The sequence below is a fragment of the Mycobacterium gordonae genome, from assembly GCF_001417955.2.
In the GTDB taxonomy this organism is placed as follows: Bacteria; Actinomycetota; Actinomycetes; order Mycobacteriales; family Mycobacteriaceae; genus Mycobacterium; species Mycobacterium gordonae_B.
Genome location: NZ_LKTM01000009.1, coordinates 1 through 19,019 on the forward strand (window position 1 = coordinate 1; position 19,019 = coordinate 19,019).

The 19,019-nt window shown below is 66.9% G+C and carries 23 protein-coding genes; 3 read left to right on the top strand and 20 right to left on the bottom strand.

Annotated elements, in window-relative coordinates:
- Positions 1–115: 115 nt before the first annotated feature.
- From AO501_RS03160 to rpsJ, 15 genes are all read right to left on the bottom strand, one after another.
- Entirely contained in the window at positions 116–1,009 is an 894-nt protein-coding gene (locus AO501_RS03160; RefSeq protein WP_055576356.1) for a formylglycine-generating enzyme family protein, read from the bottom strand.
- A 4-nt stretch (positions 1,010–1,013) separates the two neighbouring features.
- On the bottom strand, positions 1,014–1,682 hold the full coding sequence (locus AO501_RS38670; RefSeq protein WP_231752319.1) for a hypothetical protein: 669 nt from the start codon (positions 1,680–1,682) through the stop codon (positions 1,014–1,016).
- Positions 1,663–4,020: an arylsulfatase gene (locus AO501_RS03170; RefSeq protein ID WP_055576357.1), complete on the bottom strand. Its 2,358-nt coding sequence runs from the start codon at positions 4,018–4,020 to the stop codon at positions 1,663–1,665. The genes AO501_RS38670 and AO501_RS03170 overlap by 20 nt, the downstream gene beginning before the upstream one ends.
- A 96-nt stretch (positions 4,021–4,116) precedes the next feature.
- Positions 4,117–5,355: a cytochrome P450 gene (locus tag AO501_RS03175; RefSeq protein ID WP_055576358.1), complete on the bottom strand. Its 1,239-nt coding sequence runs from the start codon at positions 5,353–5,355 to the stop codon at positions 4,117–4,119.
- Between the two features lie 385 nt (positions 5,356–5,740).
- Entirely contained in the window at positions 5,741–6,088 is a 348-nt protein-coding gene (gene rpsQ, locus AO501_RS03180) for a 30S ribosomal protein S17 (RefSeq protein WP_055576359.1), read from the bottom strand.
- Positions 6,088–6,321, bottom strand: a complete 234-nt coding sequence (rpmC, locus tag AO501_RS03185) for a 50S ribosomal protein L29 (RefSeq protein WP_055576360.1) — start codon at positions 6,319–6,321, stop codon at positions 6,088–6,090. The genes rpsQ and rpmC overlap by 1 nt, the downstream gene beginning before the upstream one ends.
- Positions 6,321–6,737, bottom strand: a complete 417-nt coding sequence (gene rplP / locus AO501_RS03190) for a 50S ribosomal protein L16 (RefSeq protein WP_055576361.1) — start codon at positions 6,735–6,737, stop codon at positions 6,321–6,323. The genes rpmC and rplP overlap by 1 nt, the downstream gene beginning before the upstream one ends.
- 3 nt (positions 6,738–6,740) lie before the next feature.
- Positions 6,741–7,577, bottom strand: coding sequence for a 30S ribosomal protein S3 (gene rpsC / locus AO501_RS03195; RefSeq protein ID WP_055576362.1), 837 nt, complete (start codon positions 7,575–7,577; stop codon positions 6,741–6,743).
- Complete coding sequence (gene rplV / locus AO501_RS03200; RefSeq protein ID WP_055576363.1) at positions 7,577–8,119, bottom strand: 50S ribosomal protein L22; 543 nt, start codon at positions 8,117–8,119, stop codon at positions 7,577–7,579. The genes rpsC and rplV overlap by 1 nt, the downstream gene beginning before the upstream one ends.
- Positions 8,116–8,397 (bottom strand): 30S ribosomal protein S19, encoded by a 282-nt coding sequence (gene rpsS, locus AO501_RS03205; RefSeq protein ID WP_011739061.1) that lies wholly within the window; start codon positions 8,395–8,397, stop codon positions 8,116–8,118. Before rpsS ends, rplV begins: the two co-directional genes overlap by 4 nt.
- Positions 8,398–8,415: 18 nt before the next feature.
- On the bottom strand, positions 8,416–9,258 hold the full coding sequence (gene rplB, locus AO501_RS03210) for a 50S ribosomal protein L2 (RefSeq protein WP_055576364.1): 843 nt from the start codon (positions 9,256–9,258) through the stop codon (positions 8,416–8,418).
- Between the two features lie 29 nt (positions 9,259–9,287).
- Positions 9,288–9,590, bottom strand: a complete 303-nt coding sequence (rplW, locus tag AO501_RS03215) for a 50S ribosomal protein L23 (protein ID WP_055576365.1) — start codon at positions 9,588–9,590, stop codon at positions 9,288–9,290.
- Positions 9,590–10,258, bottom strand: a complete 669-nt coding sequence (gene rplD / locus AO501_RS03220; protein ID WP_055576366.1) for a 50S ribosomal protein L4 — start codon at positions 10,256–10,258, stop codon at positions 9,590–9,592. Before rplD ends, rplW begins: the two co-directional genes overlap by 1 nt.
- Positions 10,258–10,911: a 50S ribosomal protein L3 gene (gene rplC / locus AO501_RS03225; protein ID WP_055576367.1), complete on the bottom strand. Its 654-nt coding sequence runs from the start codon at positions 10,909–10,911 to the stop codon at positions 10,258–10,260. Before rplC ends, rplD begins: the two co-directional genes overlap by 1 nt.
- 14 nt (positions 10,912–10,925) lie before the next feature.
- Positions 10,926–11,231, bottom strand: coding sequence for a 30S ribosomal protein S10 (gene rpsJ, locus AO501_RS03230; protein WP_003873519.1), 306 nt, complete (start codon positions 11,229–11,231; stop codon positions 10,926–10,928).
- Positions 11,232–11,697: 466 nt separating this feature from the next.
- Here rpsJ and AO501_RS03235 point away from each other — a divergent pair, with 466 nt between their 5' ends.
- Positions 11,698–12,084: a hypothetical protein gene (locus AO501_RS03235; RefSeq protein WP_156452282.1), complete on the top strand. Its 387-nt coding sequence runs from the start codon at positions 11,698–11,700 to the stop codon at positions 12,082–12,084.
- Here the strand turns inward: AO501_RS03235 and AO501_RS03240 are convergent.
- Entirely contained in the window at positions 12,062–12,727 is a 666-nt protein-coding gene (locus AO501_RS03240) for a TetR/AcrR family transcriptional regulator (RefSeq protein ID WP_082658358.1), read from the bottom strand. The two genes, AO501_RS03235 and AO501_RS03240, sit on opposite strands and share 23 nt — an antisense overlap.
- A gap of 90 nt (positions 12,728–12,817) precedes the next feature.
- Here AO501_RS03240 and AO501_RS03245 point away from each other — a divergent pair, with 90 nt between their 5' ends.
- Positions 12,818–14,407 carry an MFS transporter gene (locus tag AO501_RS03245; RefSeq protein ID WP_055576370.1) on the top strand — a complete coding sequence of 530 codons (1,590 nt, stop codon included), beginning with the start codon at positions 12,818–12,820 and terminating at the stop codon, positions 14,405–14,407.
- Positions 14,408–14,508: 101 nt separating this feature from the next.
- Positions 14,509–15,204, top strand: coding sequence for a PE family protein (locus tag AO501_RS39995; RefSeq protein WP_055576371.1), 696 nt, complete (start codon positions 14,509–14,511; stop codon positions 15,202–15,204).
- A 4-nt stretch (positions 15,205–15,208) separates the two neighbouring features.
- Here the strand turns inward: AO501_RS39995 and mftG are convergent, their stop codons facing one another.
- From mftG to AO501_RS38680, 4 genes are all read right to left on the bottom strand, one after another.
- Positions 15,209–16,642 carry a mycofactocin system GMC family oxidoreductase MftG gene (gene mftG, locus AO501_RS03255; RefSeq protein ID WP_055576372.1) on the bottom strand — a complete coding sequence of 478 codons (1,434 nt, stop codon included), beginning with the start codon at positions 16,640–16,642 and terminating at the stop codon, positions 15,209–15,211.
- A gap of 8 nt (positions 16,643–16,650) precedes the next feature.
- Positions 16,651–18,081: a mycofactocin biosynthesis glycosyltransferase MftF gene (mftF, locus tag AO501_RS03260; RefSeq protein WP_055576373.1), complete on the bottom strand. Its 1,431-nt coding sequence runs from the start codon at positions 18,079–18,081 to the stop codon at positions 16,651–16,653.
- Positions 18,078–18,806: a mycofactocin biosynthesis peptidyl-dipeptidase MftE gene (gene mftE / locus AO501_RS03265; protein WP_055576374.1), complete on the bottom strand. Its 729-nt coding sequence runs from the start codon at positions 18,804–18,806 to the stop codon at positions 18,078–18,080. Before mftE ends, mftF begins: the two co-directional genes overlap by 4 nt.
- Before the next feature lie 22 nt (positions 18,807–18,828).
- A partial coding sequence (locus AO501_RS38680) for a hypothetical protein (RefSeq protein WP_231752320.1) occupies positions 18,829–19,019 on the bottom strand: 191 nt, incomplete at its 5' end.

Sequence of the window (19,019 nt, forward strand, 5' to 3'; positions counted from 1 at the left end):
CGGGGCCTGGTGGCTCATCGATCGCGGCCTTTCGGTGACAGCACGGGCGTATGAGGCGAAACTCGTCACACATTAACCGGCAATAACGCGCAGAGCGATAGATACACGAATTTCTTTAGCTCGTCTTGAGATCCACCACGCACCGGAACCCGATGTGGGTGGTCGCGGTGTCCTGCGACTGCGGCGAACGCGCTGCCGGCCGGTAGCGGTGGCAGTACTCGGGTGCGCACAGGTGCGATCCGCCCTTGAGGGTCTGGCTGACCGTCGGATCGGCGGGACCGGTCGGTGCGCAACAGGCCTTGGGCGGCTGCGCGATTCGGTGGTGGGCACTGAACTCGGTGGTGGTCCACTCCCAGACATTGCCGATCATGTCGACCAGGCCGAAGCCGTTGGCCGGAAACGTCCCCACCGGCGAGGTCCCGATCCAGCCCAGCGCACCGTCGTTGCGATACGGAAATCTGCCCTGCCACGTGTTGGCCATGAGTTGGCCGCCCGGCTTTTCCTCGTCCCCCCACGAGTAGGTGCCCGTGGCCCCGGCCCGGGCGGCGTACTCCCATTCGGCTTCGGTGGGCAGCCGGCGGCCGGCCCACCGGGCATATGCCGCGGCGTCGGGATATGCCACCTGCACGACGGGGTGCTCGGCTCGGTCGGCCGGGTGGTCACTGCCGACGCCGAACGGGCGGCGCCAACTGGCCTCCGGCGCCCAGTCCCACCACTGCCGCCAGTCGCGCAGATCAACCGGACCAGCCGTCGGCCGGAACACCATTGCTCCGGGAACCAGGTCGTCGGGGTTGGCACCGGGATACAGCGCGGGATCGAGCGGCTGCTCCGCAACCGTCACATAGCCTGTGGCGTCCACGAATTCGGCGAACTGCGCGTTGGTCACCGGGTGCCGCTCGATCGCAAAAGGGGCCACGGTCGCGGTATGGATCGGCGCCTCTTCGGGATAGAAGCTCGTAGAACCCATCCGGAAAGACCCGCCGGGAAGTTCGACCAGCTCTGTCAACACCGCTTCAGGGTATGACGACCGCGAAATCCTGTGTCAACGCGGATCTCGCCTCCCTGAACCCGGGAGTGCCGGCGTTCGCCTGCACATGAATGGTCACCAGGTACTGCTTGGTGTTGGTCCAGATGTGGGTGATGCGATCGGCGAAGTCGATTCCGCCGGACGGCCCCTGCAGGGTTCCGGTGAGTTGCTGGCTGCTGTACCCGCAGAACGGGGAGCCGGTGACCGAGAACTTCAGCCGCGGCAATGCCCCGCCGACCGTGGACGTGTGGCGCAGGAACGCGCTTTCGGGTGTCAGGTCGGTCGCCGCAATGGTTACCGTCGCGGTCAGGGTGTCCGGGCCACTGGACGTCAGCGCGGTGTCGCCGGCGCCGGGTGTCGAGGTCCAGCCCCGCGGCACCGTGATGGTGATTCGCGGGGCATCGGGATCGGATACGGCGGCCGGCGTGGGATCGCCGTCACCCACCGGCGCCACGACACACGACAGTGCGTTGGGCGGAATGCGGTCGGGGTGGGTGGGCGCGATGCCGGGCACCGGTTCGGCGGGATCCGAGTGCGGCGCGGGCGCGGCGGATCCTCCGGTGTGCGAGTCGCAACCGGCAAGAACGCCCAGCAGACAGACCAGGCCGACCAGGCGCACCCGCTGCGCGGACACCTCAGTCCCGCGAAAAGGCAAGCGCGAGTTCCTTTTCCACGTCCTCGTAGGGCCGGCCGGAAAGGTCGATGGTGACCTGGGCGACCCTGCCGCCGGTCAGCACGAACGGGGCCTTGTACTTGCTGGAGACGGCGGAGCCGCCGTTGCGGCCCACCGTGATGCCGGCGCCGGCCAGCCCGAATGTCCCGGGGTGGGTGATCACGTCGGGAAGCATTCCGACCGCGTGTTCGTCGAAGTACAGCGTCACGTTCCCGATCGGCGTGTGGCTGTTCGGGACGGTCCCGGTACGTTCGTAGCGAACGCCGAACAGGTGCTTGCCCAACGGGATCGGTCCGTTCGACTGGATCTGCTGCTGGCGTTCACCGAGAAAGTTGTAGACGTATTGCAGGCGCCCGTCCTGGATGAAGAGCACGTGTCCGCCGTGCGCTCCACCCTGCTTGTAGATCACGCCTTCGGCGCCGGTGGTCTCCACCGTCACGTCGGCCAGCACCGTGAAGGAACGGCCCCGAATCTCCGCGGCGGCACCGATGCCGACGTCGGCGCAGTCGGGGTAATAGACGTAGCTGTCGCGCTCGCCCACCAGATAGGGCCGTGAGCGCATCATCGTCTCCATGATGTTCAGGTCCGAAAGCGGCAGCCCGTTGTACTTCTCGGCCTCGGAGTACCACAGCGCCTTGAGCTCTTCGAGCTTGTCCGGGTGCTCGGTGGCCAGGTCGCGGCATTGGCTGCGGTCGGCTTCGATGTGGAACAGTTCCCAGCGGTCGGCGTCGAAGTGCGACCAGCCGGCGGGGGTGGCGGCGTGGACGGTGTTGGCGAACCATCCCTCATGCCAGATCCCCCGGGTGCCCAGCATCGTGTAGAACTGCGTCTTCTTGCCGGTGTCGGCACCCGGATCCTCAAGGGCGGCCTTGAAACTCACTCCGTCCAGCGGCTTCTGCGCGATGCCCTTGACGGTCTCCGGCGGCGTCATACCCAGCAGGTCGTAGACGGTGGGGGTGATGTCGCTGACGTTGACGTAGTTGTCCCGGACCTCACCGTGTGCGGCAATTCCGTTGGGCCAGGAGATGATTGCCGTGTCGGCGATACCACCTTCGTGCGAGGCATAGCGCTTGAACAGCTTGTAGGGCGTGTTGAACGCCATCGCCCACCCGATCGGGTAGTGGTTGTAGGTCTGCGGGCCGCCGAGCTGATCGAAGAGTTTCATGCTCTCCTCGACGGTGTCGATGTAACCGTTGAAGAACTTGCCTTCGTTGACCGAACCGTTCGGTCCGCCTTCGCCGCTGGCCCCGTTGTCGGAGATCACCACGATGATGGTGTTGTCCAGCTGGCCGGACTCTTCCAGGTAGTCCAGGATCCGGCCGATCTGGGCGTCGGTGTAACTCAGAAAGCCGGCGAACACCTCGGCCATCCGGCTGAACAGCTTCTTCTCTTCGTCGTTGAGCGAATCCCAGGGCCTTACCGTGTCCTGCAGCGGCCATGGCTCGCCGTTGGGTCCCTTGACGTCGAGATAGGGGTTGATCGGCGACAGCTCGGTGTCCGTGGGCACGATCCCCATCGCCTTCTGCTTTTCCAGCGCGATCTCGCGGTACTTCTCATAGCCCATGTCGAACACGCCGTCGTACTTGTCGGCCCATTCCTTGAACACATGGTGCGGCGCGTGGCCCGCGCCCGGGCAGACGTAGCTGAACCACGGCTTGTCGGGCGCGATCACCTTGGCGTCGCGGATGAACTGAATTGTCTTGTCGGCAAGGTCTTTCGACAGGTGGTACCCGTCCTCGGGCGTGCCCGGCGGATTCACCGGGTGGTTGTCGTACATCAGGTCGGGGTACCACTGGTCGGTCTCTCCGCCCATGAACCCGTAGAACCGCTCGAAGCCACGCGAGGTCGGCCAGTGCCGCTTGGTGGCGGCCATGCTGGACTCCTCCAGCGGCGTCAGGTGCCACTTGCCCACGCAGTAGGTGTTGTAGCCGCGCTCGCTGAGCACCTCGGAGAGCAACGCGGTATCCGCCGGGATGCGGCCGTTGCAGTTGGGGAAGCCGTCGGTGAACTCCTCAATAGTGGCCATACCGACGGTGGTGGCGTTGCGGCCGGTCAGCAGCGATGCCCGCGTCGGGGAGCACAGCGCCGTGGTGTGGAACTGCGACAGGCGCACGCCGCGCTCGGCGATGCGCGTCATGGCCGGCATCTCGACCAGACCGCCGAAGCAGTCCCAGGTGGCGATGCCGGTGTCGTCCCACACCAGGTACAAGACATTGGGGGCATTCTCCGGGGCGGTCGGCGCCGCGTACGGGCCCCAATCCGGTTCCGAATCGCGAATGTCCAGTTCGATCTTGCCGCCAAACTGCGCCGACCCCGTCATACCCAGCCTCACCGTTGAAATGACCACCCGAACGTCCGAGGACATTACACGCGCCAGGTAGAAAACAGCTGAGATTTCGGGGGGTCCCGGGGCTGGTCAGTGCATCCGGACCCGCAGGCTCCGCAGACCGTTGCGCCGGTTACTGCCGACCCACTCCGGTGGCGCCAACACCTCGATGCGCTCGAAGCGCGGCAGCAGTTCTTCGAAGAACACCCGCAGTTCCAGTCGAGCCAGGGTCGCTCCGAGGCAGTAGTGCACGCCTTGCCCGAAACCCAGATGCGGGTTGGGCTTTCGCGTGATGTCGAACTCGTCGGGGCGGTCGAACACACTGGGGTCACGGTTGGCCGAGGCATCCCAGACGAGCACCTTCTGCCCCTCCTGGATGCGGTGCCCGGCCAGGGTGACATCGCGGGTGGCGGTGCGCCGCTTGGACGGTGAGGGTGTCGTCCATCGCACGAATTCCTCGATCGCGGCCGGCAGCATGCCGGGGTCGCGGCGTAGCTGCCGCCATTGGTCGGGCCGCTCGGCCAGCGCGAGCAGGCTCACGGACGTGACACTGCGGGTGGTGTCACTGCCGGCGCTGAACAGCTGATGGAAGAACAGATAGACCTCTTCGTCCGACATGAACGGCTTGCCGTCGACGGTCGCGTTGGCCACGATCGACAACATGTCGTCGCCAGGTTCGGCCCGCTTGCGCGCGATCAGCTCGCGGCCGTAATCATCCCGCCGAGATTGCGCGTCGGTGCCGTAGATCCATGACACGAACTCTTTGCTGGAGCCGCGGAAGTTCAACCCCGCCTCGATCTCGTCGAACAACCAGTGCCGGTCGACTTCGGGCACGCCCAGCAGGATGCAGATCATCTGGGTGGGCAGTTCGGCGGCCACGTCGACGGCGAAATCGAACGCCTCGCCGGGCTTGATCTGGTCGAACAACCGGCGAGCCCGGTGACGCAGGTCGTCCTCGATGCGGCCGATGATCCGCGGCCCCAGACCCGAGCTGACCAATCGCCGGATGGCGGCGTGCCGCGGGTCATCCATCATGTTGATCAGCCGGCCGGACACCGGGAAGTCTTGCAGCAACGTGCCGCCGTACGGTCGCTTGCCGCCGGTCTCCGACGAGAAGGTCGTCGAATCACGCAGCACGGCAATAGTTTCGGCGTATGTGGCGACCGACCAGAAGCCCTCGCCGTCGGGCGTGTGCTCGGTGGGCTCATGCCAGAACACCGGCGCCTGTAGTCGGTGGGTCTCGAAGATGTGATACGGGAAGCCGTTGTCGAAGTTGGCCGGGTCGGTGAGGTCGAAACCGAGCCGGGCCGGCATTAGGCAGCTGGTCATGATGTCCAATCGGGAATGAGGCGACTGAAGCCGCTGACCCCGACCCACCCGCAAGTGGTCGCAGGTACGGCCGGGGTCAGGATCGACTTCCTCGTGCGTGCTTATTCGCAGGCGTCGGTGGCGCTGTAGATCGGCGCCGAGTAGACGATCTCGCTCTCGTTGAACAGCATCTCGTGGGACATGGTTTCTCCTTATTCGCTGATTGAATTGCGCAATTAGAAACTAACAACGCAGATCCGCCGGCGATGTCCACCGATAAGCCCGAGCAGGGCGGTATTTCGTGTCCCCCGATCGGTGGACGGGTTCGGTGGCGAGCAGACGTAAAAACCCCCGTTTCGCCGATGAAACGGGGGTTTTTACGTCTGCTCGCGGGAGTTACCGAGAGTTACTTGGCCTTCTCGAGGATCTCCACGAGGCGCCAGCGCTTGGTGGCCGACAGGGGCCGCGTCTCCATCAGCGAGACGCGGTCGCCGATACCGGCGATGCTGTTCTCGTCGTGCGCCTTGACCTTCTTGGTCGTCCGAATGATCTTGCCGTACAACGGGTGCCGCACACGGTCTTCGAGCTCGACGACGATGGTCTTCTGCATCTTGTCGCTCACCACGTAGCCGATGCGGGTCTTACGACGACCGCGCGGCTTGGGGTTGGCCGGAGTGTGCTTGGGGCCCTTTTCTTTAGCCGGGGCGTCCGCCTTCTGGGCCGCTTTCGGGGCCGCCTTCTTAGCCTCTGCCATCACGACTCCTTACCGTCGGGCCCGCTGGCCAGACCCAGTTCTCGTTCACGCAGCACCGTGTAGACGCGCGCGATCTCCTGACGCACCACGCGGAGCCGGCGGTTGTTGCTGAGCTGGCCGGTGGCCATCTGGAAGCGCAGATTGAACAGCTCTTCCTTGGACTCGCGAACCCGCTCCTGCAGCTCCTCGTCGGTGAGCTCGCGCAGTTCGCCAGGGGAGATTCCCACTGCCATCAGAACTGCTCCTCTCGGGTAACGATGCGTGCCTTGATCGGCAGCTTGTGGATCGCCCGGGTGAGCGCCGCCCGCGCGATCTGCTCGTTCGGGTAGCTCAGCTCGAACAGCACCCGTCCGGGCTTGACGTTGACCACCCACCACTCCGGCGAACCCTTACCCGAACCCATCCGGGTCTCGGCGGGCTTCTTGGTCAGCGGGCGGTCCGGGAAGATGTTGATCCACACCTTGCCGCCACGCTTGATGTGCCGGTTGATGGCGATACGAGCGGACTCGATCTGCCGGTTGGTGACGTAGGCGTGTTCGAGCGCCTGGATACCGTAGTCACCGAAGTTCACCGCGGTGCCGCCACTGGCGATGCCGCGCTGGCGGGGGTGGTGCTGCTTACGGTGTTTGACCTTGCGGGGAATCAGCATGATTCAGCTCTCCGTGCTCTGCGCTTCTACTGCGGGTGCCGCAGCTTCGGGAGCCGCGGCAGCGCCCTCGTCGCCACCGGCGGCCCGGCCCGCGTCGGTACCGGTCGCCGTGGTTCCCGAGGCACCGCTGCGGCGCGGACGGGTGCCCGACGGCCGCTCGCGGCGGGGACGGTCGGCACCGGCCGGTGCGGCAGCGGCCAATTCGCGCTTGCCACCGACGATGTCGCCCTTGTAAATCCAGACCTTCACACCGATCCGGCCGAAGGTGGTCTTGGCCTCGTAGAGGCCGTAGTCGATGTCCGCCCGCAGGGTGTGCAGCGGCACTCGGCCCTCGCGGTAGAACTCCGAGCGGCTCATCTCAGCCCCGCCGAGGCGGCCCGAGCACTGCACCCGGATGCCCTTGACGTTGGGCTGGCGCATGGCCGACTGGATGGCCTTGCGCATCGCCCGGCGGAACGCGACCCGGTTGCTCAACTGCTCGGCAACGCCCTGGGCCACCAATTGTGCTTGGGACTCCGGGTTTTTCACCTCGAGGATGTTGAGCTGGACCTGCTTCTTGGTCAGCTTCTCCAGGTCGGCGCGGATGCGGTCGGCCTCGGTGCCACGACGGCCGATGACGATGCCCGGGCGTGCGGTGTGGATGTCGACCCGGACCCGGTCACGGGTCCGCTCGATCTCCACGTCGGCGATTCCGGCCCGCTCCAGGCCGGAGGACAGCAGCCGGCGGATCGCGACGTCCTCCTTGACGTACTCGGAGTATTGCTTGTCGGCGTACCAACGTGACTTCCAGTCGGTGGTGATACCCAGCCGGAAGCCGTGCGGATTGATCTTCTGGCCCACTAGTCTGAGCCTCCCTTCGCTTCAGAAGCCTCAGAAGTCGTTGCGGGTGCCTTCTTTGCGGGCGCCTTGGTGGCCGCCTTCTTGGCGGGCGCCTTGGTGGCCGCCTTCTTCGCGGGTGCTTTGGCGGCGGCCTTGCTGCCCTCGGCCCGACGGGTGCGCGACGACTTCGAGGAGCGCTCGTCCTTACTGGGGCGGCTCTCCACGATCACCGTGATGTGGCTGGTGCGCCGGCGGATCCGGAACGCGCGGCCCTGCGCGCGCGGACGGATGCGCTTGGCGGTCGGGCCCTCGTCGGCGTAGACGGTCGCCACCACCAGGGTGGTGGGGTCCAGGCCGTTGTTGTTCTGCGCGTTGGCGGCAGCACTGGCGATCACCTTGGCCACCGGCTCGCTGGCCGCTTGCGGCGCCCAGCGCAGGATGTCGAGTGCGTCGGCCACCGACCGGCCACGCACCAGGTTGATGACGCGGCGCGCTTTCGTGGGCGACACCCGGACGAACCGCGCCTTGGCGGTCGCCGACGGATATTCAGTCGTAGTAGTCATCGCCGCTTACTCTTCCGGTCGTCCTTGATGTGTCCCTTGAAGGTGCGGGTGGGCGCGAACTCCCCCAGCTTGTGACCCACCATCGATTCGGTGACGAACACCGGCACGTGCTTGCGGCCGTCGTGCACCGCGAACGTGTGGCCGATGAAGTCCGGAATGATGGTCGACCGTCGCGACCAGGTCTTGATGACCTGCTTGGTGTTCTTCTCGTTCTGCACGTCGACCTTCTTGAGCAGATGGTCGTCGACGAACGGGCCCTTCTTCAGGCTGCGTGGCATTATCGGCTACTCCCTGTCCTAGCGCCCGTGCTTCTTGCCGGTGCGACGGCGGCGGACGATGAGCTTGTTACTGGCCTTATTCGGATTACGGGTACGGCCCTCGGGCTTGCCCCACGGGCTGACGGGGTGACGACCACCGGAGGTCTTACCCTCACCACCGCCGTGCGGGTGGTCGACCGGGTTCATGACCACACCACGGACGGACGGGCGCTTGCCCTTCCACCGCATACGACCGGCCTTGCCCCAGTTGATGTTTGCCTGCTCGGCGTTGCCCACCTCACCGACCGTCGCGCGGCAGCGGACGTCGACCCGGCGGATCTCGCCGCTGGGCATGCGCAATGAGGCGTAGGTGGCTTCCTTGCCGAGCAACTGGATGCTCGAGCCGGCCGAGCGCGCCAGCTTGGCCCCACCACCGGGCCGCAACTCCACGGCGTGCACCAGGGTGCCGGCCGGGATGTTGCGCAACGGCAGGTTGTTGCCGGGCTTGATGTCGGCGTTGGCACCCGACTCGACGATGTCGCCCTGCGAGAGTCCGTTCGGCGCAATGATGTAGCGCTTCTCCCCGTCCAGGAAATGCAGGAGTGCAATCCGTGCGGTCCGGTTCGGGTCGTACTCGATGTGCGCGACCTTGGCGTTGACGCCGTCCTTGTCGTTGCGACGGAAGTCGATCACCCGGTAGGCGCGCTTGTGGCCACCACCCTGGTGACGGGTGGTGATGCGGCCGTGCGCGTTACGCCCACCCTTGCTGTGCAGCGGGCGCACCAGCGACTTCTCCGGCGTGGTCCGGGTGATCTCGGAGAAATCCGAGACACTCGCGCCGCGACGACCCGGGGTCGTCGGCTTGTACTTGCGAATTGCCATGTCTAATCAGATCTTTCTCTCGCGCTCGGCTAGGCCGGGGCTCCGAACAGGTCAATCTGCTTGCTGCCGGGCGCCAGGGTGACGATGGCGCGCTTGGTGCTCTTGCGCGTCCCGTAACCGGACCGGGTGCGCTTGCGCTTGCCCTGCCGATTCGCGGTGTTCACCGAGGCGACCTTGACGGCGAAGATCTTCTCGATAGCGATCTTGATCTGCGTCTTGTTCGAGTCGGGGTGCACCACGAAGGTGTACACGTTGTTGTCCAGCAGCCCGTAGGACTTCTCGGAGATGACCGGCGCCAGGATGATGTCGCGGGGGTCAGCGATGGTTGCCATCAGGCCGAAACCTCCTCGGAAGCTGAAGATGCCGCGTTGGCGGTGTTGGCTGAGATATAGGCGTTCAAGGCCTCGACACTGAACACCACGTCGTCGGCGCGCAACACGTCGTAGGTGTTGAGCTGGTCCGGCGGCAGGATGTGCACACCGGGCAGGTTGCGCACGCTCTTCACACCGGCCTCGTCGCTACGGCCGACGACCACCAGGACCTGCTTGCGTTCGGTCAGGGTGGCCAGGAAAGCCTTGGCGCTCTTGGTCGAAGGGGTCTGCCCCTCCACCAACTCGGTGACCGCGTGGATGCGTCCGTTGCGGGCCCGGTCGGACAGCGCCCCGCGCAACGCGGCGGCGATCATCTTCTTGGGCGTGCGCTGGCTGTAGTCGCGCGGCTTCGGGCCGTGCACCACGCCACCGCCGGTGAACTGGGGAGCGCGGGTCGAACCCTGCCGGGCGCGACCGGTTCCCTTCTGCCGGTAAGGCTTGCGGCCACCGCCACTGACGTCACCGCGGGTCTTGGTGGAGTGCGTGCCCTGGCGTGCCGCGGCGCGCTGCGCCGTGACCACCTGGTGCATCAGTGCGATGTTGGCCGGCGCGTCGAACAACTCGGCGGGCAGCTCGACAGAGCCGTCAACCTTGCCCGCCGGCGTCTTCACGTCAATTTTGAGAACCATTACTTCTCACCTCGTTTGATCGCGCTGCGGACCACGACGAGTCCACCGGTGCGGCCGGGAACCGCGCCCTTGATCAACAGCACGCCGTTGGCGGCGTCGACCTTGTGCACCACCAGGTTCTGCACGGTCACCCGGTCGTTACCCATCCGGCCCGACATCCGGGTGCCCTTGAACACCCTTGCCGGAGTGGCACATCCGCCAATGGAACCCGGGCGGCGGTGCACCGCCTGGGCGCCGTGGCTGGCGCCCTGCCCGCGGAAGCCGTGCCGCTTCATGGTTCCCGCGAAGCCCTTGCCCTTGGAGGTGCCGGTGACGTCGACGTAGGCGCCGTCGGCGAAGATCTCCGCCGTCAGCTCCTGGCCGACCTCGTACTCGGCCGCCGCCTCCGCGTCGTCCAGCCGCAACTCGGCCAGGTGCCGGCGCGGGTTGACTCCCGCCGCCGCGTACTGACCGGTGACCGGCTTGTTGACCTTGCGTGGGCTGATTTCGCCGTAAGCCAGTTGCACGGCGCTGTATCCGTCACGCTCCGGGGTACGCACGCGGGTCACCACGTTCGGCCCGGCCTTGACCACAGTCACCGGCACGACTTTGTTGTTCTCGTCGAATACCTGCGTCATGCCCAGCTTGGTACCCAGAATGCCTTTTCTTGCCATTGCTGCCCAAGCTCCTACTGGATGTTGACGTCGACGCTGGCCGGAAGATCGATGCGCATCAATGCGTCAACGGTCTTCGGCGTCGGGTCGAGGATGTCGATCAGACGCTTGTGTGTACGCATCTCGAAGTGCTCCCGCGAGTCCTTGTACTTATGCGGAGAGCGGATGACGCAGTACACGTTCTTTTCCGTCGGCAGCGGCACCGGTCCCACGACGCTGGCTCCGGTACGGACGACGGTCTCGACGATCTTGCGCGCCGACGCGTCAATAGCCTCATGGTCGTAGGCCTTGAGCCTGATGCGGATCTTTTGTCCCGCCACGCTTCTCCTACCTCTTCTCCCACACTGTGAGCCCGTAACCGGACTTCAGTCGTTCTTCGACCCCAGTGCCCCCCGGCGCGCGGACCGACCCCCTTGACGAGGGCCGATCGAGCGTTGCGCCGGATACTGCGCCGCTGTTTACCTGTCGTGGTTCAACCGCTCCCCGCGCTCGGGTGTGTCACCCGCACGCAGCCTGGTAGGCGACCGAAATAGTCGCGCTCCAAGGTTGGGACCGGACGCGCCCTGTTGGGCGCTGGTCGTATGCCCGGCCAGGATGAACCTGGCGCAAGGCAACCTGAACAGTATGCCCCAGATCAGCGCCTGGGCCAAATCCCGGGTGCTGACCACGGGCGGTCCGCGCCTGACGGTCCCCGACCGCCGTGCAAAGCGACCCTACCAGGGCTTTTAGCGGGTCTCGGGCCAGGACCGAGACCCGCGTTGACCGGCCGGCGTAGGCTCCCAGGCCGTGATGGGTCCCAATCCGGGAGAACCAGACGCGGCGCAACCCATGATCGACTGGATCAACGGGGCGCCGCCGGCCGAACTGGCCGCCGAACTCATGTCCGCCTTCGGACCCGACGTGCCCAGGCGCGTTCCGGTCCTGGCGTTGTCCGACTTCAGCGACTGGATGTTCCGGGGCTTTCCGCAGCGACGGGGTCTGATCGTGCCGGCCCGTCCGGTGCAGGAGTCGTTACTGGAAGCCATTCAGCTGTTGCAGCATTCCGAACTGGCGTACGTGCGCTGGATCGTCGACAACGAGTTCCGTTGGAGCGCTACCCGGCTGGGCCTGACAACGCTGGAGGAAGGCAAGGCCGCGGTTCGGCAGCGGATCAGGGACCGGACCGGTCTTTGAGCGTCCGTGCCCGACGGGACTGGACCTCGAGGAAGCCGTCGACGGCGGCGCGCGCCGTTTCCCGGTAGTCGAAGTCCGGCAGCGTGCTCAATCGGCCGAGCACCAGGGGGCCGATCAGCAGCGCGATCGCACTCGAGCGGTCCACCTCACCCAATTCGAGGCCCGACTCGGCGGCCTGCGGGCCGTCGAACAGCGCGTCGAAGGGCGCCGCGTACTGCTGGGCGATGCGCTCGCGGAGGCCGGAGATCGCGCTCTGGGCGGCCGGCGAGCCGCTCGGTTCGGGTAGCCCCTGCAGGTCCGGGCCCAGCGCCAGCCACGCCATCGCGGTCAGCACCGCGGGTGCTTCGGCGATCACCTCGGCTTGGGCCAGCACCAGCGCCAGCAGCCGTTCGCGCAACGGCCCGTCGGCCGTCGGCATCGGCGCGGGCGGTATCAGACTGCTGAATGTGGCTGCCAGCAAATCGTTTCCGCTCGGAAAGTGGCGGTAGAGGGTGGCCCTGGCGACGTTGGCGGCGCGGGTGACCGCATCGACGGTCACCGCGCTGGGACCGCCGCTGCGCAGCAACGAGGCGGCGGCCTCCAGCAAACGAGCCCGCGAGCGTGCCGGACGCGGGTCCCGGTAACTCCCCTCGCTGATTGTGATGCACCTCCCTGTTTAAAAACAAGACTATTGGTCTACCTACGAGACCATTAGTCTCGGTCACTACTTCGCCACCGAGAGGGGGCGCCGCACATGGTCCAGACCTTAATCCGGCCCGACGAGCGCGGGAACCGCGCAGGCCACAGCACCCGGGCGCAGCGGTGGACGCTGACCGTGGCGTGCCTGGGGGTGTCGCTGGTGGTCGCGTCGATGACAGCGCTGAACACCGCGCTCGGCGACATCGCGGTCGCCACTTCGGCTACCCAGACCCAACTCACGTGGATCGTCGACGGATATACCGTGGCGCTGGCCTGCCTGCTGCTACCCGCGGGCGCCGTCGGTGACCGGTACGGCCGCCGGGGCGCGCTGCTCACCGGGCTGATCATCTTGTCGCTGGCCTCGGTCGCGCCGGCGCTGCTGCACTCCCCTGCCCAGATCATCGCGGGACGCGCGGTGGCCGGTGTCGGCGCCGCGTTCGTCATGCCCGCGACACTGTCGCTGCTGACCGTGGCATATCCGAAGGCGCAGCGGATGCGGGCCGTTGGTATCTGGGCCGGCACCGCGGGGTCCGGCGGGGTGATCGGCATGCTCGGTTCCGGCCTGCTACTTCGGTTTTGGGACTGGCACGCCATCTTCTGGTCGTTGGGCGCTGCTGGCCTGGTGATCTTCGCGATGGCGTGCACCATTTCGCCGTCGCGCGACCACGACGCTCCCCGCGTCGACTGGTGGGGCGCGGTGCTGATCGCCGCGGCGGTCGCCATCGGCGTGTTCGCGATCCTGCAGGCACCGACGCGGGGCTGGGACGACACCCAGGTGTGGGGCGGGCTCGTGCTGGGCGCGATCATCGCCGGACTCTTCGCGGCGTTCGAATTTCGCAGGAAGCAACCACTTCTGGACGTGCGACTTTTCGCCGACCCCAGTTTCGCGACGGGCGTGGCAACCATCGTGGTGCTGTTCGGCGGAACGTTCGGCTTCTTCTTTCTCGCCATGCAGTACGTCCAGCAGATCATGGGCTACTCACCCCTGATGACGGCGGTGGCCCTCGGTCCGTTCATGGTGCCGCTCGGTATCTGCTCGGCGCTGTCATGGTGGTACGTGCCGAAGCTGGGACTGCGCCTCGTACTGTTTCTGGGCACCCTGCTGATGGCGGTGGGCTTCCTGTGCATGCTCGTACTGGACCTGCACTCGTCCTACCTCAACTTCGCCTGGCCGACCCTGATCCTCAGCACGGGCATCGGGTTCTGCACCGCGCCCACCACGTCGGCGATCATGGCCGCCGTCCCCGACGAGAAACAGGGCGTCGCGTCTGCGGTCAACGACACCGCACGCGAGTTGGGCGGCGCCCTGGGGATCGCGGTGGCGGGTTCCATCCTTGCCGGGAGCTACAGTGACGAACTCCGGCCGAGGCTGACGGGGTTCCCCGAGCCGGTGCGCGGCCCCGCGTCCGACTCGCTGGCGAAGGCCGTCGAAGTATCGGAAAAGCTTGGCCCGCAAGGTGATCAGCTGGCGATGCTGTGTCAGACGGCCTTCCTGCACGCCATGCACGCGTCGACGATCGCGATGGCGGTGATCGTCGCCGTGGCCGCGGTGCTGATCGGGTTCTGGGCGCCCGGGCGCGACGGGCGCCAGCTGCGCCCGGTCCGCCGCATCAGGGGCCGCCACATAACGGTCGGATCGCATTGAGCCAAAACGCCGCGCGCGCCCCCTTGGCGGGGCTACCATCCGAAGCGGGGGAAGGTTCGTAACGGGCGTCGGACACGATCCATGTTTGGCTGGGGGGCCGCATGTCGTACGTAAACGCTGCGCCGGAGTACGTGGCTGCCGCAGCTACGGATCTGGCGAATATCGGCTCGGCGATCAGCGATGCCAACGCCGCGGCCGCGATTCCGACGACCGGGGCCTTCGTCCCGGCGGGTGCCGACGCGGTGTCGACGGAAATCGCGGCCCTGTTCGGCACGCATGCCGAGGCATTCCAGGCGATCAGCGCGCAGGCGGCTGCCTTCCATGACCAGTTCGTGCAGTTGATGAACCTGGGTTCGCAGTCCTACGCCGTCACCGAGGCGGCGAACGTGTCGAGCATTCAGTCCGACGTCGCGAATATGCCGCAACAGACGCTGGGGCCCGGGGTGCTGACCCAGAGTGCCTACGCGGCGCCGGCGGCAGCCGCGGCGGCACAGACGATGGCTGTCGGTTCGGCGGCGGTAGCCGGACCGGTGGGCTCGGCGATCACTCCGGCGGTGACACCGGTGGGATCGGTGGGGTCGGCGGTCGCAGCGGCGTCGGTTGGGTCGGCGGGATCGGCGACCCGCCAACCTGCGCTACAGGTGAGAGCCGCGGAGCCCGTCGAGATCGAGGAGACGACTGCCGTCTCCGCATTGCCGGCTCCGCTGGCGGCGCGGGCGGTACCGGCAGCGGCGATCGCCGGCGCCCCGACGGCGCGGGTGGAATCTTCCGGCGAAGCGGCGCCGGCCGCGAGCTGATCGTTCACTGAACGAATTCGGCCGCACGGTGGCCGACCATGACAATGGTGGCGTGTGGTCCGCGACTGGGGACCACCGGCAGGATGGATCCGTCTATCACCCAGAGGTTTTCGAATCCGAGGACACGACACCTGTTGTCCACCACTGCATCAGGGTCGCCGTCTACACCCATCGGGGCGCTGCCGCACAGATGTTGCGATGTCGACCAGGCCGCGGGACCTGTTGTGGTGGGACAGAACTCACGGGCCAACTCACTTCCCGCGCGCAGGTCGGCGACGTCGTCCGGCTCGCTGTCGTAATGATGCTCGATTCGCGGCGGCGTGCCCGGGTCTGCTGCCACCAGAGAGATGCGCCCCCGGGACCGTGGCCGCATCAGCGCAACACCGAGGTGCGGCCAATCACTGTGCCCGGCAACGCCGTCGCCGGTCATGGCTATGAAACCGCCTGTGTAGGGCCGGATTTCGATTCCGTCTGCGGTACTCAGCGCCACTTCCAGCACCGGATGGTCGGGGGCAACCGCCCAGTCGGTCGGTATCACCCACTCCGGATGATCGCTGCAACGCAGCCCGACCGGCAGTGCCGCAACAACTTTGACGCCGGCGGCGCGCAGCATCTCCGGCTCGCCCACACCGGACAGCATCAATAGATGCGCCGATCGAATTGTCCCGCAGCACAGGATAATTCGATCCGCCGTCAGATCCCGGGCACCGTCCGGCCCGATGGCATCCACGCCCACCGCGGTGGCGCCGGTGATGCGCAGGCGCACTGCCCGGGTGCGGTCCAGCAGCGTCAGGTTCGGCCGTTGCAACGCGGGTAACAGAAAGGCGGCTCCGGAGCCGGTGCGCACGCCCTCGACGATGTTGAGCGGCACGGCCCCCACACCCGCGGGCAGCTCAGGTCCGACATCGTTGAGGTCGGTGACCCACCCGAATCCCGCCCGTGCGCTGGCGGCGACGAAAGTCTCGGTGACACCGGTCAGATCGCGGGTGCGACGCACCGGGATCGGACCCGCGTCACCGTGGGCGGGGGTGGCGAAGTCCAGATCCGTCTCGATGGCCCGGAAGTGGTCCAGCACGTCGGCCCATGCCCAGCCGGGTATCGCCATGCGGTCGAAGTCGCCGGGCAACCCCCGGCAGAAATAGCCGCCGTTGACGGCGCCGGAACCGCCGACCGTGGTCCCCCGCACCAGCGACGCCTGCCGCGCCGGATGGTCGGTGAGCGTCGTCGCGCAGCGCTCGGCCAACGGGCTGCCCGCACCGATGGGCAGCTGCAGTCCGTTGCGGGTCCACGCCAGCAGCCGGGCATCGGTGAGTCCGGGACCCGCCTCCAGCACCGTCACACTGCAACTTGGATCGGCGGAAAGGCGTTCGGCGACAACCGAACCGGCGCTTCCGGCACCGACGATCAGCACATCGCTGTGCCGGGCGGCTGCAGACAAGGCGGCCGTTACGTCCGGATCTGTGGCTTGAGTGCGCCGATGTTGCGTTCGCGTATCACCCCGTACCAGAGGCCGATCCCGTAGGCCAGGTCGTCGATGCGCTTGAGCAACAGGAAGGTCAGCAACCCGATCGGCTCCGCGTCCTCCCCGACGGCGTCCCGGCGGCGCAACCAGTCCGCCACCCCGTCGACGATCGCCGCGACCACCACGACGTGCCGGAAGTGGCGCGACAGCATCGCCCCCAGCAGAGCCACCGGCCAGTAGTGCCGGCAGATAGCCGATGCCAGCTGCAGCGCCGCCGACCACAGTCCCCGGGTGGCGATCACGGCCACATCCCAGAGCGAGGTCTCGACGGACGTGTCGGCGCCGCGCAGGGCCTTGGCGATCCGGCGGCCGGTGAGCACGGCGATGACGATCGAAGCCAGCTGCGCAAGACCGGTGCCGAGCGACATCAGAATCCAGGCCGCCAGTGCCCAGCCGGAAATCACCACCGGCGCGGTCTTGTCGGGGTGTCGCACCGACAAGGGCGCCGCCGAACCCCCGTAGAACGCTTTGCGCGCGATCCAGTCCCGCAACTCGGTCCGGTGGTCGTGGGCGACCAGCGCAATCGGTTCGTACCGCAACCGGGCGCCGGCTTCCACCAGTCGCCAGCACAGGTCGACGTCCTCGCCGGAATGCATCGTCTCGTCGAAGCCACCGACGGCCCGGATCGCCGAAGTGCGGCACACGATCGCCGCGCTGGGCACGTAGGACACCGCGCTGTGCGGCAGCACCGGCGCTTCCCGCAGACCGAGATCCAGTGACGAGTGCACCGCTTCGTAGCGGGCGATCACGTTCTCGTCCTGCCCCAGACCGACGATCCGCGGCGCCACCAGTGCGACCGTCGGGTCGCAGAAGTGACCCAGCAAAGCTTCGAGCCAGCCGCGGCGTGGTGCCACGTCGGAGTCCAGGAACGCGACGAAGTCGGTGGTGCAGGCCGCCAGGCCGGTGTTCCGAGCGGCCGCCGGACCCTTGTTGCGAACGTGGTGCAGCACTTCGATGTCGCAGTGCGAGCCGGCGAAATCCTCCAGTTCGATGGGCGTGGAGGATCCGTCGTCCACCACGATGACCCGCAGCCCGCGCAGCGACGTCACCAGCCTTCGTACACCGGTTATGTTGTCCCGCACCGGGATAACCACGGTGACGTCCCGGTGGGACGGGCCCGTCGCGGGGCGCGGGTGAGCTACCGTGGCGTCCAGCAGGGTGCGCGCTAGCTGCGCGCTGACCTCGTCGCGGACCTTGAGGCGGCCGTCGCAGAGCATGCTCTGCGCGGCGGGCGCCAACCGCAGCAGCCGGGTCGGCGAGCCACCCAGCAGGGCCTTGCCGTCGCCGAGCACCCGCACCCGGCGATCGACCTGCACGGCAAATCCGTTCGGCAGCCGGGTCACCGGCGCGGTCACGTCAGCATCCCGTCGGCACCGGGAGTCCACCGGCCGATGCGCCGGACACAGTCGTCCACCATCTCGGTGAAGATCCGGCTTCCCGCGGCCGCGGTGGCCGTGGTCGGATCTCCCAGCACCCCGATCGGACTGACGGCCGCCACCCCGCCCCGTCGCATCGACGGCAGCAACTCGCGCAGCGGCGCGTCGTTGCCGGCGAGCATGCGGTCGGTGCGCACGACGTCCGGTGAGATGTGGAGCAGCACGGATGTTTCGGTGTGGCCGGCATGCGCATCGCCACCGGCGCTGGCGCACGGGCACCAAGCGGCGTCGCGGCCCTCGGCACGGAGCCGGCCGATCGCACTCGTCAACGCGCTCACGTTGCCACCGTGGCCGTTGACGAAGACCAGCCGCTTCGCCCAGCAGGCGGCCGATCGCCCGTACTCCACCAACAGCGTGGTCAAGGCATCAGTGCCGATCGAGATCGTTCCGTCAAAACTCTGGTGCTCACCGCTGGCACCGTAAGCGATCGCCGGCGCCACGAGCCAGTCGAGACGCTCGCCCAGGGCGCGGGCGACCGCCGTGGCGATTCGGGTGTCGGTGTCCAAAGGCAGGTGTGGACCATGTTGTTCGGTAGCCCCTAGGGGAATCATTATTGACGGCGGCGCGGATATTGAGAGTTGGCTCGACGTCGAATCCCCCAGTTCGCCGTGTACAGGCACCCGCCGATGGTAAGACGAATTCACCTGGCGTGCACCAATTGTTGCCCTATCTATCGAATTTTTTTTCCGTGGTGTTGATCGATAGAGAAAAACGCTGCTCGTCCGCCACGACTGCCCCGCCAGTATCAGTTTCCGGCAAATGGCCGTTCCCGAACCGCCCTCTGTGTGGTACGGCTCGTCGCAGCGAAACGCCCGTTTCGCAATGCGGCCAGACGGTGCGCGATTCGGCCAGCCGGC